This window comes from Streptomyces sp. NPDC051104 (assembly GCF_040682835.1).
Classification (GTDB): Bacteria; Actinomycetota; Actinomycetes; order Streptomycetales; family Streptomycetaceae; genus Streptomyces; species Streptomyces cynarae.
Map to the genome: position 1 here is coordinate 56,058 of NZ_JBFBBS010000009.1, position 12,763 is coordinate 68,820.

Consider the following 12,763-nt stretch of genomic DNA (forward strand, 5'->3'; position numbering starts at 1 on the left):
ACCTGCACTTCAACAGCAAGGCGCCGGTGCGGGCCGAGAAGGCGGTCAGGACGTCGGCCACGGAGAACTGGGCCTCGGTCGACAAGCCGGCCGTGAACGGCTCCACGGTCTCCGCCACGCTCGCCGGGCGCTCGATCACGACCTTCGTGCTCGACCAGCGCGGGCACGCCACGACGGCCGTGAGGGGCGCCTTGAAGGGCGCGCAGTCCGGCAAGTGCCTGACGGCGGGCGCCTCGGGTGCCGCGATCGACACCTGCACGGGCGGGACCGAGCAGTCCTGGTCGTACGACGCGGACGGCACCCTGAAGGGCGCGAACGGCTATCTGACCGCCGGAAGTTCGGGGCTCACCGCCGCCGCCGACCACACCGGTGACGCCACCCAGCGGTGGCTGCTCAACGCGAGTGGTTCTCCAGCCACATCCAGTGGAGCAACATCGCCGAGCCGTTCCACGACGTCACCGTCGACTTCGGCCGCTCGCTCGTCAACTCCGCGATCGTCGCGGTACTGACGACGGTCGGCACCCTCCTGGTCTGCTCCCTCGCCGGCTACGGCCTCGCCCGCATCCCCTACCGCCACGCCAACAAGGTCTTCTACGCGGTCCTGGCGACCCTGATAGTCCCCACGGCCGTCACCTTCGTGCCGAATTTCGTCCTCGTGTCGTCACTCGGCTGGGTGGACTCCTACCGCGGACTCATCATCCCGGGCCTCTTCAGCGGTTTTACCTGCTTCCTGTTCCGGCAGTACTTCCTCGGGTTCCCCAAGGAGCTGGAGGAGGCGGCGCGCGTGGACGGGCTCAGCTACTGGGGTGGGCGTCAACCGGCACGAGTGGCACCCGGAGAAGGGCCGCGCGCTCGACCTGGAGACGATGCGCGAGGACGTGCTGCTGATGAAGCGGCACAACATCAACGCCGTCCGCACCTCCCACTACCCGCCGCACCCGGCCTTCCTGGACCTGTGCGACGAGTACGGCCTGTGGGTCATCGACGAGTGCGACCTGGAGACCCACGGCTTCGTCGAGCAGGCCTGGCGCGACAACCCGGTCGACGACGACCGCTGGACCCCGGCGCTGCTCGACCGGGCCGCCCGTATGGTCGAGCGCGACAAGAACCACCCGTCGGTCGTGATCTGGTCCCTCGGCAACGAGGCCGGCACCGGGCGCGGGCTGACGGCGATGGCCGAGTGGATCCACGGGCGTGACTCCTCACGGCTGGTGCACTACGAGGGCGACATCAACTGCCGTGACACGGACCTGTACTCGCGGATGTACGCGAGCCACGCCGAGGTGGAGCAGATCGGCCGCCACCTGGACGGGGGCACCCACAAGCGGCGTGAGCTGCCGTTCATCCTGTGCGAGTACGGGCACGCCATGGGCAACGGCCCCGGCGGCATCGCCGACTACCAGCGGCTGTTCGAGTCCTACGACCGGCTCCAGGGCGGCTTCATCTGGGAGTGGATCGACCACGGCATCAAGCACCCGGAGCTGGGCTACGCCTACGGCGGCGACTTCGGCGAGGAGCTGCACGACGGGAACTTCGTCTGCGACGGTCTGCTGTTCCCGGACCGTGAGCCGTCGCCGGGCCTCGTCGAGTACAAGAAGGTGATCGAGCCGGTCCGCGTCGAGGGCGACGGTGACGGCGGTACCGTGCGGATCCGCAACGCCCACGACTTCGCGGATCTCTCCGCGCTCGCCTTCGAGTGGTCCTTCCAGGTCGACGGCGAGACCGTGGAGTCGGGCTCGCTGTCGGTGCCGGTGCTCGCGGCCGGAGAGTCGGCGGAGGTCAAGCTGCCCGAGCCCCCCCCGAGGTGCGCCGCGGTGAGACGCAGTGGACGGTGCGGGCGGTGCTGGCGGCGGACACCGCGTGGGGCACGAAGGGCCACCAGGTGGCGTGGGGCCAGTTCCCGGTCACCGGACGTGTGCCGGTCCCGGCCGCCGGGGGCCTGGCTCCCGTGCTCACCGACGGCCGGATCACCCTCGGCCCGGGCACCTTCGACGCCCGCACGGGCGCGCTGACGGCCGTCGGCGGCGTGGACGTGACCGGCCTGCGCCTGGACGTGTGGCGGGCCACCACCGACAACGACAACCGCGCCGAGTGGCAGACCGACCTCCGCTACGGCTTCATGTGGCGCAAGCTGGGCCTGCACCGCATGCGGCACCGTCTGGACGCGGTGGAGCTCGGCGACGGGGCACTGACCGTGCGGACCCGGGTGGCGCCCGCCGCCTGGGAGGTGGGCCTCGCCACCGTGTACCGCTGGTCGTCGGACGGGGAGAGGCTGCGGCTGGCCGTGTCCGTCACACCCGAGGGCGACTGGACGGTGCCGCTGCCCCGGCTCGGCATCCGGTTCGGGCTGTCCGGCGGGGCGGACAGGGTCACCTGGTTCGGGGGCGGCCCCGGCGAGGCGTACCCGGACACCAGGTCGGCCTCTCAGCTCGGCCGCTGGGAGTCCACGGTCGACGGGCTGCAGACGCCGTACGTGCGCCCGCAGGAGAACGGCGCCCGCGCCGACGTCCGGTGGGCGGAGATCGGCGGGCTGCGCATCGAGGGCGACCCGGAGTTCTTCTTCACCGCCCGGCGCTGGACGACAGAGCAGCTGGACGCCGCCCGGCACCGCACCGACCTCACGCCCGGCGACACGGTGTGGGTCACCCTCGACCACGGCCAGCACGGTATCGGTTCCCAGTCGTGCGGTCCGGGCCCGTTGCCGCAGTACTTCCTGCGGGCCGAGCCCGCGGAGTTCTCCTTCGTGTTCTCGGAGGTCAGTTGACGGACACGGTCCTGAGGACCTCCGCGGCCGGACGGCTGTTCAGTCGTCCGGCCGCGGCCGCGTCCTGCGTCGGTTTCGTCCTCATCGGCGTGCTCCAGGCGCTCTACGGCCCGGCGGTCCCGGGCCTGCGCGCCGCGTACGGCCTGTCGCCGTCGGGCGCCGGTCTCGGCCTGAGCCTGCACTTCACGGGCGGCGTCGCCGGCGTCCTCGCCTTCAACGCCATCCACTCCCGGATCAGCAACCGGACGCTACCGGCGGCGAGTTACGGGCTGATGGCGGCGGGCGGCGGCCTCACCGCTGCTCGGGCTGCTGGCGTATCTGGGGTCGCGGCTGCTGTGGCGGTGGAGCCTGGGGCACTACACGGGGGTGAACGGGTGAGAGCCTGTGGGTGACACAGGCTCTGACGACGCCGGAGCCGCTCAGGCGGCCTCGGCGGCCGTCTCCGGGTGCCGGGTCCGTACGGGTGTGAGCAGGGCCAGGCCCGCGATGCCCACGCAGCAGGACCCGGCCACCACCCCCACCGCCGCCGTGCCGTGGTGCTGGGCCCCCCAGGTGAGCACGGCAGCGCCGACCGGGGCCGCCGCGTAGTGGATCGTCCAGAACGCGGAGGTGACCCGGCCCAGCAGGTGCTCGGGGGTCACCTGCTGGCGCAGGGACATGGAGCAGGTCCCGGCGATGCTGACGCATCCGAGGAACGCCGCCATGAGGAAGGCGACGGCCGGTACGTGACGGGCCCAGCCGATGCCGGCGAGCGCGCAGCCGCACACGGTCACGGCCCCGATCCAGGTGGGCCCGAAACCGAGCCCCTGCCGTACCCGTGCCACCAGCAGGGCCCCGGCGATGGTTCCGAGAGCGCCGACCGCGAGGACGGTGCCGACGGTGCCGTCGCTCTGCCCGAGGTCGTGCTTGAGGTGGTAGATGAGCACGTCGTTGAGGCCCAGCTCCAGAAAGCTGAACAGGGACAGGAGCACGGTCAGGGCGCGCAGCATCGGGTGGCGCCGCAGGAAGGACGCTCCCGCCAGCAGGTCCTTCCACAGTCCCCGCCGGGTGGTTGCCGGGTCGGGCGACGGGGACTGCCGGAGCCGTACAAGGGTCAGGCAGACCGCCGACACGCCGAAGCTCACCGCGTCCACCGCGACGGCTCCGGCCGGCCCCGTCCACGCGGCCACGACACCCGCGCCGAGCGGGCCGACCACCCCCGCCGCCGCGGCCGTCGCGTTCAGCCGGCCGTTCGCGGCGGTGATCCGCTCGCCGTCGACCAGGCCCCGCACCACGGTGACGTACGCGACCGAGAACACCATTCCGACGGCCTCGCACAGCGGCAGCACCGCGTACAGCAGCCAGACCCGCGGTCCGGTGAGCCACACCAGGGGAACCAGCCCGTACAGCACCATCCGCACCAGGTCGCAGGCGATCAGCAGCTTCCTGCGGTCCAACCGGTCCACCACCACACCGGCGAACACCCCCGCCAGCACCGACGCCGCGCCTCCGACCGCCGTCAACAGCCCCATCCGAGCGACGGACCCGGTCGCCTCCAGCACCAGCAGCGGCAGCGCGATCAGGGCGAAGGAGTCACCGAGGACGGAGAGGGTCTGCGCGGCCCAGAAGATCCCGAAGTCCCGGTTCCGTCCCGGCGATCCGACACCTGTGGCCTTCCGCACCGGCAGCTCCCCCCTGCACGCACACGTTCGAACGCGACGAACGATCAAGACGTACCACCGTACGCCGACCAGGCGGCGGCCTGGAGCCGTCCCGCCACGCTGGTGCCGTCCGCGACACGGCAACTTTTCCGCGCACCGCGGCGACCGCAGGGTGACGCACCGCACCCGCAGCCCCCACCTCGCGAGGAGTCACCGTGTCGCGTACCCCGAGAAGCCGTCGTCGCCGTATCCTCCGCCCCTCCCCCTCGCCGCCGCGGCGGTCCTGACCGCCGCGGCGATCGCGCTCCCGCAACTGACGCCGGACGCCCAGGCCGCCACCACCCTGCGCGGCTACGCCGACGGGCGCGGGGTGAAGATCGGGGCGGCCGTGGGCGACGTCCCCCTGCAGAGCGACGCGTCCTACACCACCGTCCCCGACCGCGAGTTCAACTCCGTCACCGCCGAGAACGCGATGAGGTGGGACGCCGTCGAGCCGACCCGGGGCTCCTTCGACTGGCCGCCGCCGACCGGCTGGTGGCGCACGCCGCCGCGCACGACCAGGGCGTGCGCGGCCACATTGAGTGGTTCGCCTACAGCGAGGGCCAGGAGAGCAGCCAGTTCATCGTCAGTCCGAAATCGATCAGTGTGCTCCACAATGCGTCGTGCGAAACTGCGCGCGGCGCCTACGCGACCGGACAGACCCTAGCGCGCCCGGGCGGTGACGAGATGGGCGTCCACGGCGACGACACCGTCGACGCCCTGGCACAGCCCCACCACCACCGGTCCGAGACGCGGCTCCGGGACGTGGCCCCGCAGGATGACGGCACCCTCACGGACCTCGACCGCGATGGTTCCCTCGGCCAGGCCGAGGATGCGGCCCAGGACGTCCCGTTCGACCTCGCCGCGGATCTCGGCATCGGAGCGGATGAAGGCGTCCAGCAGGTCGCTGCGGCTGACGATGCCGGTGAGCAGGCCGTCGTCGTCGACCACCGGCAGTTGCTTGACGTGCCGCCTGCGAAGTTCCCGCGCGGCCCGGGGGATCGTCCAGTCGGCGCGGGCGGTGTAAACGGGACTGCTCATGAGCGCGCCCGCCGTCCGGGCCCGCGCCTTTCCCCAGGCACGCTCGTCGTCCCCGTCTCGCCCCAGCGGGTCCGGCATCCCGGTCTCGTGCCGCAGCGCGTCGGAGGCGGACACGACACCGATCGGAGCGCCGTCCTCGTCGACGACCGGTGCCGCGGCGATGTCGTTCGCGTCCAGCAGGGCGGCGACCTCGTGGAACGGTGTGCCGGGGCGGAAGGTGATCACGTCCTCGGTCATCACGTCACCGACCGTGCGGCGGTGCAGCATGACAATCAGCCTCCTGCGCGATGCGACGAGGCGGCCGGGGTCGGACCGCCGGAGCGGACGGCGCACGACGCGTCGGCCTCCGCAGCCCCCGCCGGCCCGTCCACGCCGTTCCACCCACCTATCACAGCACCATGCCGCGCGGGCGGCCAGTGACGTTCGGCCTGGCACCGTAATCCGCGCGCGAGTCTCCCCTACCCAGGCTAGCCTGTTGCCTAGGATCCCTAGGTTTAAGGACTTCTCATGCCCCGTGCCGGACTCACCGTCGAGCGGATCGTCACGGCGGCAGCCGACCTCGCGGACGAAGCCGGCTTCGAGAACGTCACCGTCTCCGCGCTGGCCCGCCACTTCGGCGTGAAGGACGCCAGCCTGTACTCGCACGTCAGGAACCTTCAGGACCTGCGCACCCGCATCGCGCTCCTCGCCGGCGGCGAGATGATCGACGACATCGCCGCCGCCGTCGCCGGGCGCGCCGGCAAGGACGCGCTGGCGGCGTTCGCGGGCGCCTATCGGGAGTACGCCCACCGGCACCCGGGCCGGTACGCGGCCACCCAGATCCGTGTCGACCAGTCGCTCGTCGCCGGGTCCCCCGCCCTGCGCCGCACCGCCGAGATCACCTACGGCATGCTCCGCGCCTACGGCCTCGAGGAACCTGACCTGACCGACGCCGTCCGCCTGCTGCGCAGCACGTTCCACGGCTACTGCGCCTTGGAGGCCGGCGGCGGCTTCGGCGCGCCCCGCGACGTACAGGCGTCCTGGGACAGGGCGATCGAGGCCCTGCACATCACTCTCAAGAACTGGCCCCGTGAGGAGACGGAGGACCGTGACTGACCTCTGCTACGACGTGTGCGGCTCCGGTCCCGTCCTGCTGGTCGTTCCCGGCGGGGCCGGGCACCCCATGGGGCTGGACGGGATGACGGACCACCTCACCGACCGCTTCACCGTGGTCACGTACGACCCGCTCGGCCTCGCACACGGCCACCTCGGACGGCCCGTCACCGACCAGCGGGTCTCGGACTGGAGCGACGGCGCGCGCCGGGTACTCGAAGCCGTCCTTCCCGAAGGCGCCTCCGCGTACGTCCTCGGCCTGAGTTCAGGCGGCATCGCGGCCCTCGACCTGCTCGCCCGCCACCCCGGCCGGCTGCGGCATGTTGTCGCGCACGAGCCGCCCGTCGTGGAGGTGCTCCCGGACGCGGCCCGGCAGCGGGCGATGTTCGCAGAGGTGCGCGACACCCATCGGACGGCCGGGCTGAAGGTGGCCGGGGCCCGGCTGGCAGCGGGGCTGGAGGGCCGGGCCGCTGCCGACGTCATGGACGCCGAACCACCGGCGGCCGGGGAGGAGTTGGCCCACCCCATGGGCATCTTCCTGACCCGCGTCCTGCCCACGTTCACGGCGTACACACCGGACGTGGCCGCCCTGAAGACCGCGTCCGCACGTCTCACCCTCGCCGCGGGCGTGGACTCGCGCGGCGGTCTCCTCCACCGCACAGCCACGTCGGCGGCCGAGCTGACCGGCGCGGCGTTCACCGAGTTCCCGGGCGGCCACGTCGGTATGGCGGAACGCCCGGAGGAGTTCGCGGCGCGTCTGGTGGACGCCCTGGTCGCTGCGGCCGGAACGCCGGGTGAGCCGGAAGCAGGCATGCGATAGTCGGCGTTGGCCATCGACATCCGGAAGGGATGTCCCGGAGAGACGTCCTGGAGAGAGACCCGCATGCACGACGCAGCCGACTTGATAGCGGAGACCTACGCGCTCGGTGCGGGACCGTGGACGATGACACCCGTCACCCGCGGCGCACTGGGCCAGATCTGGAAGCTTTCCGGAAACGGGTCCTCATGGGCGGTGAAGGAACTCCTCTTCGGCTGCGACGAGGAACAGGTCCGCCGGGAGGCCGCATTACGGAGCGCCGCCGAGCGCCTGGGCATCGCGTCGCCGCGGCTGTTCCCCGATCGCCGGGGCGCGTACGTCTCACAGCTCGCCGCTTCCTCGGGCGGGTCCTACGCCAAGCTGTACGACTGGATCGACGGCAGCCGGGCGGACGCGTCCGATCCGGACGTCCTGGACTGGTTCGGCCGGACCATGGCTCTTCTTCACAGGGCGGGAGAGGGCGCGAGCGAGACGCCGAACGCCTGGTACGAGCGGTGTCCTCAGGACGCCGACTGGAAAAACCTCCTCAAGAAGGTTCATCAGGCCGGCCTGCCGTGGTCGGACGCGCTGGGCCGGTTCGTCGCCACTTCCGCGGCAGAGCTGGCGCACTGGGTGACCCCGGCCGACCCCGGCGATCTGGTGACGTCGCATCTCGACCTGCAGCCCCAGAACGTCCTGGTGGGCTCGAACGGGCCAGTCCTTCTCGACTGGGACGATGCCGGGTCCACCTCGGCGGAACGCGAGCTCGCACGGGCCGTGTACGTGTGGTCGGGCGGCAATCGGCTGAACACCGATTCCGCCCGGCGATTGGTGCGGGCCTACCGGAGCGCCGGAGGCCGGGCCGTGATCAAGGATCCGCATTCCTTCTCGATGCTTTTTGCGACGCACTTGAACTACATCCACGTGCAAGCGGAGTGCGCCGTCGACCCGGCCGTGACCGCCGCGCAGAGGGAGTTCGCGAGCAACCAGGTCGTCGCTTGCTTGGGCAGCGTCCCGGACCTGGCCGTCGTCTCCAGGCTGACCGGGGCACTCGAGACCGAGTGGTGAAACGCCGGCGGGCGGAGCCCCCGGAGGCGTGCGCGGAGCGTATCGCGCACGCGCTGCCCTCCCCCGGGGCCACCGGGTTGTGGTTACTGTTCCGTCGCCGGGTGCCCCTTGCCCCACGCCCAGGCCAGGCGGTTCGCGCCGAAGGCGTCGTAGGTGTCGCCGGTGCGCAGGCCCGGCCAGTAGACCGAGCCCATGTGGAGTTCACGGAAGACGTCCGTGTCGGCCTGGATGAAGGCCACCGAGTTGGGGTCGCCGCTTGCCGACGCGGGCTGGTTGTAGTTCAGTCCGGTCGTCATGGGGGCGCCGAACTCGTCGGCGACCGTGCGCCAGGCGCAGTTCCCGAGGCGCGCCTTGAGGTCGCTGACCCACTCCGAGTAGGTGGCACTCTGCTTCCAGAAGCCGTAGTGGTGCAGGGACAGATACGTGCCGTCGAGGCGGTGGTCCGCGCAGACGCTGACGACGCTGTCGTTGTAGCCGCTGCCGCTGACGAAGATCCTGTTCCTGGGGACGGCGCGGTAAGTGCTGATCCACTGCGCCGCCAGGTCGGCCCACGCCTGCGCGGTGTAGCCGTGCGGCTCGTTCACCGGCTCGAAGTAGACCAGCGGTTGCGCTGGTAGGCGCCGGTGACGGTGCCCCACATGCGCCAGTCGTCGGGATGGCCGGTGATGAGCCTGCCCAGATTGCTGATCACAAGCGTCCCCATGCCGCCTCCTTGCGTCAGGACGTGTACAGAGGGCTGCTCTCCCACGTGCGGATCGTCCGGTAGTCCGCCTCGATCCGCTCCCGGGTGGCAGCGCTGAGGTAGACGAAGCCGGGTGAGGTCAACAGGTCCCGGGTGCGGGGCAGTGCGTCGCCGGGACGGGCGACGGCGGCGACGGCCACCGCGGTGGGCAGGTCGTTGAAGCGGGACGTCCACTGAAGGTCGCGGACCGTGCCGGGGAAGTGGTTGATCAGGGAGACGTAGCGGACCGGCTGCTCCCAGCGCAGCGGCAGCCGGGCCGCGGACAGCTCCGCCGGGTTGGCGATCGCGGCGGCGAGCAGGGCGGCGTGGGAGTGGCCCGCGAGCTTCGCGGAGACCCAGGGCAGCACTCCCCCGCCCAGCCGGGCGCCAGGGTCGATCAGCACGGGACCGCGGGCGGTGAGCACCACCTCGCTGTGGGCGGCGCCGGTGCGGATGCCGAGCGCGGACAGCGCCCGCCACAGGTAGGCGTGGAGGTCGCGGATCTCCGGTGCCCCGGGGTCGGCGGGTTCCTCGAAGTCGAAGACCGGCGCGCCCTCGGGGGTGCGGTCCTTGGTGTACCGCCAGGTCTCCACCTCGATGTGCCTGCCCTCCACGGAGACCGTGTTGACGTAGTACTCCGGACCCTGAAGGAACTCCTGGACCAGGGCGGTGTCGTTGCGGTGACCGAAGAGGTTCGCAGTGTCCAGCACGGCTGCGGCGGCCCCCCGCGCCTCGGCGGCCGTACGGCAGATGCGGACGTGATCGGAGCCGGCGCTGTCGACCGGCTTGACCACCACGGCGTCCAGTCCGCTGCCGGTGAACCACTCGGCTGCCTCGTCGGCGGTCGTCACCAGCGTGCTGAGCGGGGCGTCCAGGCCGGCCGCGCGCAGCACCTCGGCCATACGGAACTTGCTGCGCCGGGCGGGCGCCAGGCCGACGTCGTTGCCCGGCAGCCCGGCCAGCTGCGCCAGCCGGTCGGCCAGGATGACGCCGGACTCGGTGCCGGCGACGACGTGCCGCACGTCGCGCTCGGTGAGACGGGCCGCGACCGCCTGCGGGTCGGGGTCGTAGCCGAGGTCCTCGGCGTAGTCGGCGGGGTGGAAGGTGGGAACGTAGTACGGGGCGAGGGTGGGGCCGCTGCGTGCGTGCAGCACCTCGGCGCCGCGGTCGAGCAGTTCCTTCACGAGCTGCGCCCCGGTGGAGTAGCCGTCGACGACGGCCACACGGAGTGCGGACATGGATGGTCGTCCTCTCTGGTCCGGGCCGGGCGGTGTCCGGTGCATCGGGCCGGTCGCGGGCGGGGCGCGCCCTGTGACGCGCACGTGGGTGGCCAGGGTCTTTCGTTTGCATCAGGCCGGAGCCCGGCTTGATCCGAACAAGGGCCCTAGGCGCTCAGTCCGCCGTCGATCACCAGGTCGTGGCCCACGACGAAGGCCGCGGCGGGCGAGGCCAGCCACAGCACCGCGGCGGCGACCTCCTCGGGGCGGGCCAGGCGGCCGGCGGGTATGTCGCGGGCCACCCGGTCGTCCCGGTCGGTGGGCGTCTCACCGGGCCAGACGGCCATCGCGGTGTCGGTGGGGCCGGGGCTGACCGCGTTGATGCGGATGCCGTGCGGGATGTACTCGCGGGCCGCGGAGCGCGTGAGCGTGCTGAGCGCGGACTTGCTGGCCGCGTACGCGGACTGGTGGGTCACACGCATGTGCGGGCCGATCCGTGAGGAGACGTTGACGATGGTGCCGCCGCCCTGGCGGAGCATGTGCTCGATCTCGTACTTCATGCACAGCCAAGTGCCGTTGACGTTGACGGAGACGACCTCCTCCCACTCGGCGGGCGTCATGTCGGCCGTCAGGCCCCAGGACGGCAGCCCGGCACAGTTGACCGCGGTGTCCAGGCTGCCGTACCGGTCGACGGCCGCACCGGCCGCACGCGCCGCCTCGTCGGGGACCGTGATGTCGGCGAGGACGTGGGAGGCGGTGCCGCCGTTCTCCTCGATCGCCTTGACGGTCTCGATGAGCGTGTGTGCCCGGCGGCCGGCCACGACCACCTTCGCCCCCTGGGCCGCGAGGGCGACGGCCGTGGCCCGTCCTATGCCGGAACCACCCCCGGTCACCAGGGCCGTCCGCATCAGTCGTCCTCCAGGCCCAGGACCCGGATCAGCCGGGCCTCCATGGCCTGTGCCTCGGGTAGGTCGGGGGCCACGATGAGGCACTGGCCGGAGGGGCCGGGCGTGCCGTGGCTGTCGCCGGCGATGACGACCCCGGTCCGGGTCTCCGGGTCGAAGGCGAGGCCCTGCTCCTCGAGGGTCGCCACCGCCCGGGCCAGGGAGTCCCAGCCGCAGCGGCTGCGGGCGATGAGGGCGCGGTCGCGCCAGTGCTCGGGGCCCAGCAGATGGGCGCCGATACGGTGGATGTGCGTGGAGCCGCCGACGCGTCCGTTGAACTCGTTGAAGAGGATCTCACCGGTGGGGACGACGATCGCGTCGATGCTCATCGGCCCCCGGTAGCCGAGGGCCCGCACGGTGTCGCCGATGCGCCGGGCGTGGTCCAGGAAGCCCGGGAAGGACGGCAGGTCCGCCGAGGGCGGCGGGATGACCAGGCCGTTGTTGACGGGTGCCATGCGCATCTCGCCGTAGCCGACGGTGGTGACGTCCTCGTCGGTGATGTACAGCTCGATGTAGATGGGGACGGAGCCGTCGATGTACCTCTCCACGACGACCCGGCGGCTGCCGTCGTGGCTGTAGCGGTCCCACGAGCCGGTCAGATGCCGGAGCAGGGCGGTGTCGTCGAGGGGGTCGAGCACGGTGACGCGCTCGGCGCCGTACCCCTGAAGGACCTCGGCGGGAGCCAGGATCTCGTTGCCGTAGCCGCCGCCGTGCACGTCCTGTTTGACGATCACCGGCTGCCCTGCGCGCAGCAGCGGCCGGACGAACTCCGCCGCCTCGTCGACGGAGGCCACGGTGCGGCCGCGGGGCACGGGTATGCCGATCCCGGCGGCCAGCGTACGGAAGAACGTCTTGCTGTTGACGAGTTCGTTCCCGCCGGCCTGCAGGAAGGCGGCCGCGGGCAGTGGATCCTTCAGCTCCAGGGATTCCGCGAGGCTTGTTATCGGGGCATCCACGTAGAAGGGAAAGAGCCGGTCGGCGCCGCGGTCGACCGCGAGCTTCTTCAATTGCCCGAGGAATTCCGGATGGTGCAGCCGGTCGTCGTAGAGCAGTGCACTTTCCCGGCGGCCCGGCGGCGGCACCAGCACAACGGGGCGGGAATCCTCGATGCCGAGTCGCCGCCACACGTACGAGAGGAATTCCGGATCCGGTTCGGTGGGCAGCACGATGATGTCGTTCGCCCCCGCACACCAGGCCAGCCGATGGGTCACCGCGGCGAGATAGGTGAGGTACTCGGCCGGGAGAGCGCGGTCGCCTTCGACGGTCTCCTCGGTCAACTGGTTTCCGATGATGATTTTGGCCATTGTCGTGCTTGCCTCCGGATAAGGTTCCGCCTTGTGAGCGACCGACACCGGAGGACAGGATCCAGGGGCCTTTCGAATTCCAGCAACTACCCGACCGGGTAGGTCGGAAGAAAGGCCGATCACCGCCCACCTACCCA

General features: G+C 71.6%; 10 protein-coding genes and 4 pseudogenes. 8 read left to right on the plus strand and 6 right to left on the minus strand.

The genetic code is table 11. From position 1 onward, the window contains the following. Nucleotides 1-26 precede the first annotated feature (26 nt). From AB0N14_RS15885 to AB0N14_RS15900, 4 genes and pseudogenes are all read left to right on the plus strand, one after another. The gene (locus AB0N14_RS15885) at nt 27-509 is read left to right on the plus strand and encodes a ricin-type beta-trefoil lectin domain protein (protein ID WP_366026237.1); all 483 of its coding nucleotides are present in this window, start codon (nt 27-29) and stop codon (nt 507-509) included. After that, a pseudogene (locus tag AB0N14_RS15890) lies at nt 401-808 on the plus strand (carbohydrate ABC transporter permease); the annotation flags it as partial. The gene AB0N14_RS15885 and the pseudogene AB0N14_RS15890, both read left to right, overlap by 109 nt. Before the next feature lies 1 nt (nt 809). Further along, nucleotides 810-2,764, plus strand: a pseudogene (locus AB0N14_RS15895) (glycoside hydrolase family 2 TIM barrel-domain containing protein); the annotation flags it as partial. 282 nt (nt 2,765-3,046) lie between these two features. Beyond that, nucleotides 3,047-3,142 (plus strand): annotated as a pseudogene (locus AB0N14_RS15900) (ABC transporter); the annotation flags it as partial. A 41-nt stretch (nt 3,143-3,183) separates the two neighbouring features. On the opposite strand, the gene AB0N14_RS15905 reads toward AB0N14_RS15900, so the two are convergent. Then, entirely contained in the window at nt 3,184-4,425 is a 1,242-nt protein-coding gene (locus AB0N14_RS15905; RefSeq protein ID WP_366026238.1) for an MFS transporter, read from the minus strand. Nucleotides 4,426-4,792: 367 nt separating this feature from the next. On the opposite strand from AB0N14_RS15905, the gene AB0N14_RS15910 reads away from it, so the two are divergent. Beyond that, nucleotides 4,793-5,110, plus strand: coding sequence for an endo-1,4-beta-xylanase (locus AB0N14_RS15910; RefSeq protein ID WP_366026415.1), 318 nt, complete (start codon nt 4,793-4,795; stop codon nt 5,108-5,110). Here AB0N14_RS15910 and AB0N14_RS15915 read toward each other — a convergent pair. Beyond that, nucleotides 5,107-5,751, minus strand: a complete 645-nt coding sequence (locus AB0N14_RS15915) for a CBS domain-containing protein (protein ID WP_366026239.1) — start codon at nt 5,749-5,751, stop codon at nt 5,107-5,109. The genes AB0N14_RS15910 and AB0N14_RS15915 overlap by 4 nt on opposite strands. Before the next feature lie 240 nt (nt 5,752-5,991). Here AB0N14_RS15915 and AB0N14_RS15920 point away from each other — a divergent pair, with 240 nt between their 5' ends. The 3 genes from AB0N14_RS15920 to AB0N14_RS15930 all read left to right on the plus strand — a co-directional run bounded on the left by AB0N14_RS15920 (nt 5,992) and on the right by AB0N14_RS15930 (nt 8,440). Continuing rightward, the gene (locus AB0N14_RS15920; RefSeq protein ID WP_366026240.1) at nt 5,992-6,579 is read left to right on the plus strand and encodes a WHG domain-containing protein; all 588 of its coding nucleotides are present in this window, start codon (nt 5,992-5,994) and stop codon (nt 6,577-6,579) included. Further along, a complete protein-coding gene (locus tag AB0N14_RS15925) occupies nt 6,572-7,396 on the plus strand; it encodes an alpha/beta hydrolase (RefSeq protein ID WP_366026241.1) in 825 nt (274 codons plus the stop codon). The genes AB0N14_RS15920 and AB0N14_RS15925 overlap by 8 nt, the downstream gene beginning before the upstream one ends. 63 nt (nt 7,397-7,459) lie before the next feature. Continuing rightward, nucleotides 7,460-8,440: a phosphotransferase gene (locus AB0N14_RS15930; protein ID WP_366026242.1), complete on the plus strand. Its 981-nt coding sequence runs from the start codon at nt 7,460-7,462 to the stop codon at nt 8,438-8,440. 83 nt (nt 8,441-8,523) lie between these two features. Here the strand turns inward: AB0N14_RS15930 and AB0N14_RS15935 are convergent. From AB0N14_RS15935 to AB0N14_RS15950, 4 genes and pseudogenes are all read right to left on the minus strand, one after another. After that, nucleotides 8,524-9,086 (minus strand): annotated as a pseudogene (locus tag AB0N14_RS15935) (cellulase family glycosylhydrolase); the annotation flags it as partial. Between the two features lie 71 nt (nt 9,087-9,157). Continuing rightward, nucleotides 9,158-10,399 (minus strand): ATP-grasp domain-containing protein, encoded by a 1,242-nt coding sequence (locus tag AB0N14_RS15940; RefSeq protein ID WP_366026243.1) that lies wholly within the window; start codon nt 10,397-10,399, stop codon nt 9,158-9,160. Nucleotides 10,400-10,545: 146 nt separating this feature from the next. Then, nucleotides 10,546-11,286, minus strand: a complete 741-nt coding sequence (locus AB0N14_RS15945) for an SDR family oxidoreductase (RefSeq protein ID WP_366026244.1) — start codon at nt 11,284-11,286, stop codon at nt 10,546-10,548. Continuing rightward, on the minus strand, nt 11,286-12,626 hold the full coding sequence (locus tag AB0N14_RS15950; protein ID WP_366026245.1) for a peptide ligase PGM1-related protein: 1,341 nt from the start codon (nt 12,624-12,626) through the stop codon (nt 11,286-11,288). The genes AB0N14_RS15945 and AB0N14_RS15950 overlap by 1 nt, the downstream gene beginning before the upstream one ends. Nucleotides 12,627-12,763: the final 137 nt, after the last annotated feature.

Bases quoted from the DNA above. Each gene is read 5' to 3' on its own strand.
- AB0N14_RS15950 (WP_366026245.1), bottom strand. From the start codon at position 12,626: ATGGCCAAAATCATCATCGGAAACCAGTTGACCGAGGAGACCGTCGAA.
- AB0N14_RS15930 (WP_366026242.1), top strand. From the start codon at position 7,460: ATGCACGACGCAGCCGACTTGATAGCGGAGACCTACGCGCTCGGTGCG.
- AB0N14_RS15945 (WP_366026244.1), bottom strand. From the start codon at position 11,286: ATGCGGACGGCCCTGGTGACCGGGGGTGGTTCCGGCATAGGACGGGCC.
- AB0N14_RS15940 (WP_366026243.1), bottom strand. From the start codon at position 10,399: ATGTCCGCACTCCGTGTGGCCGTCGTCGACGGCTACTCCACCGGGGCG.
- AB0N14_RS15915 (WP_366026239.1), bottom strand. From the start codon at position 5,751: ATGCTGCACCGCCGCACGGTCGGTGACGTGATGACCGAGGACGTGATC.
- AB0N14_RS15920 (WP_366026240.1), top strand. From the start codon at position 5,992: ATGCCCCGTGCCGGACTCACCGTCGAGCGGATCGTCACGGCGGCAGCC.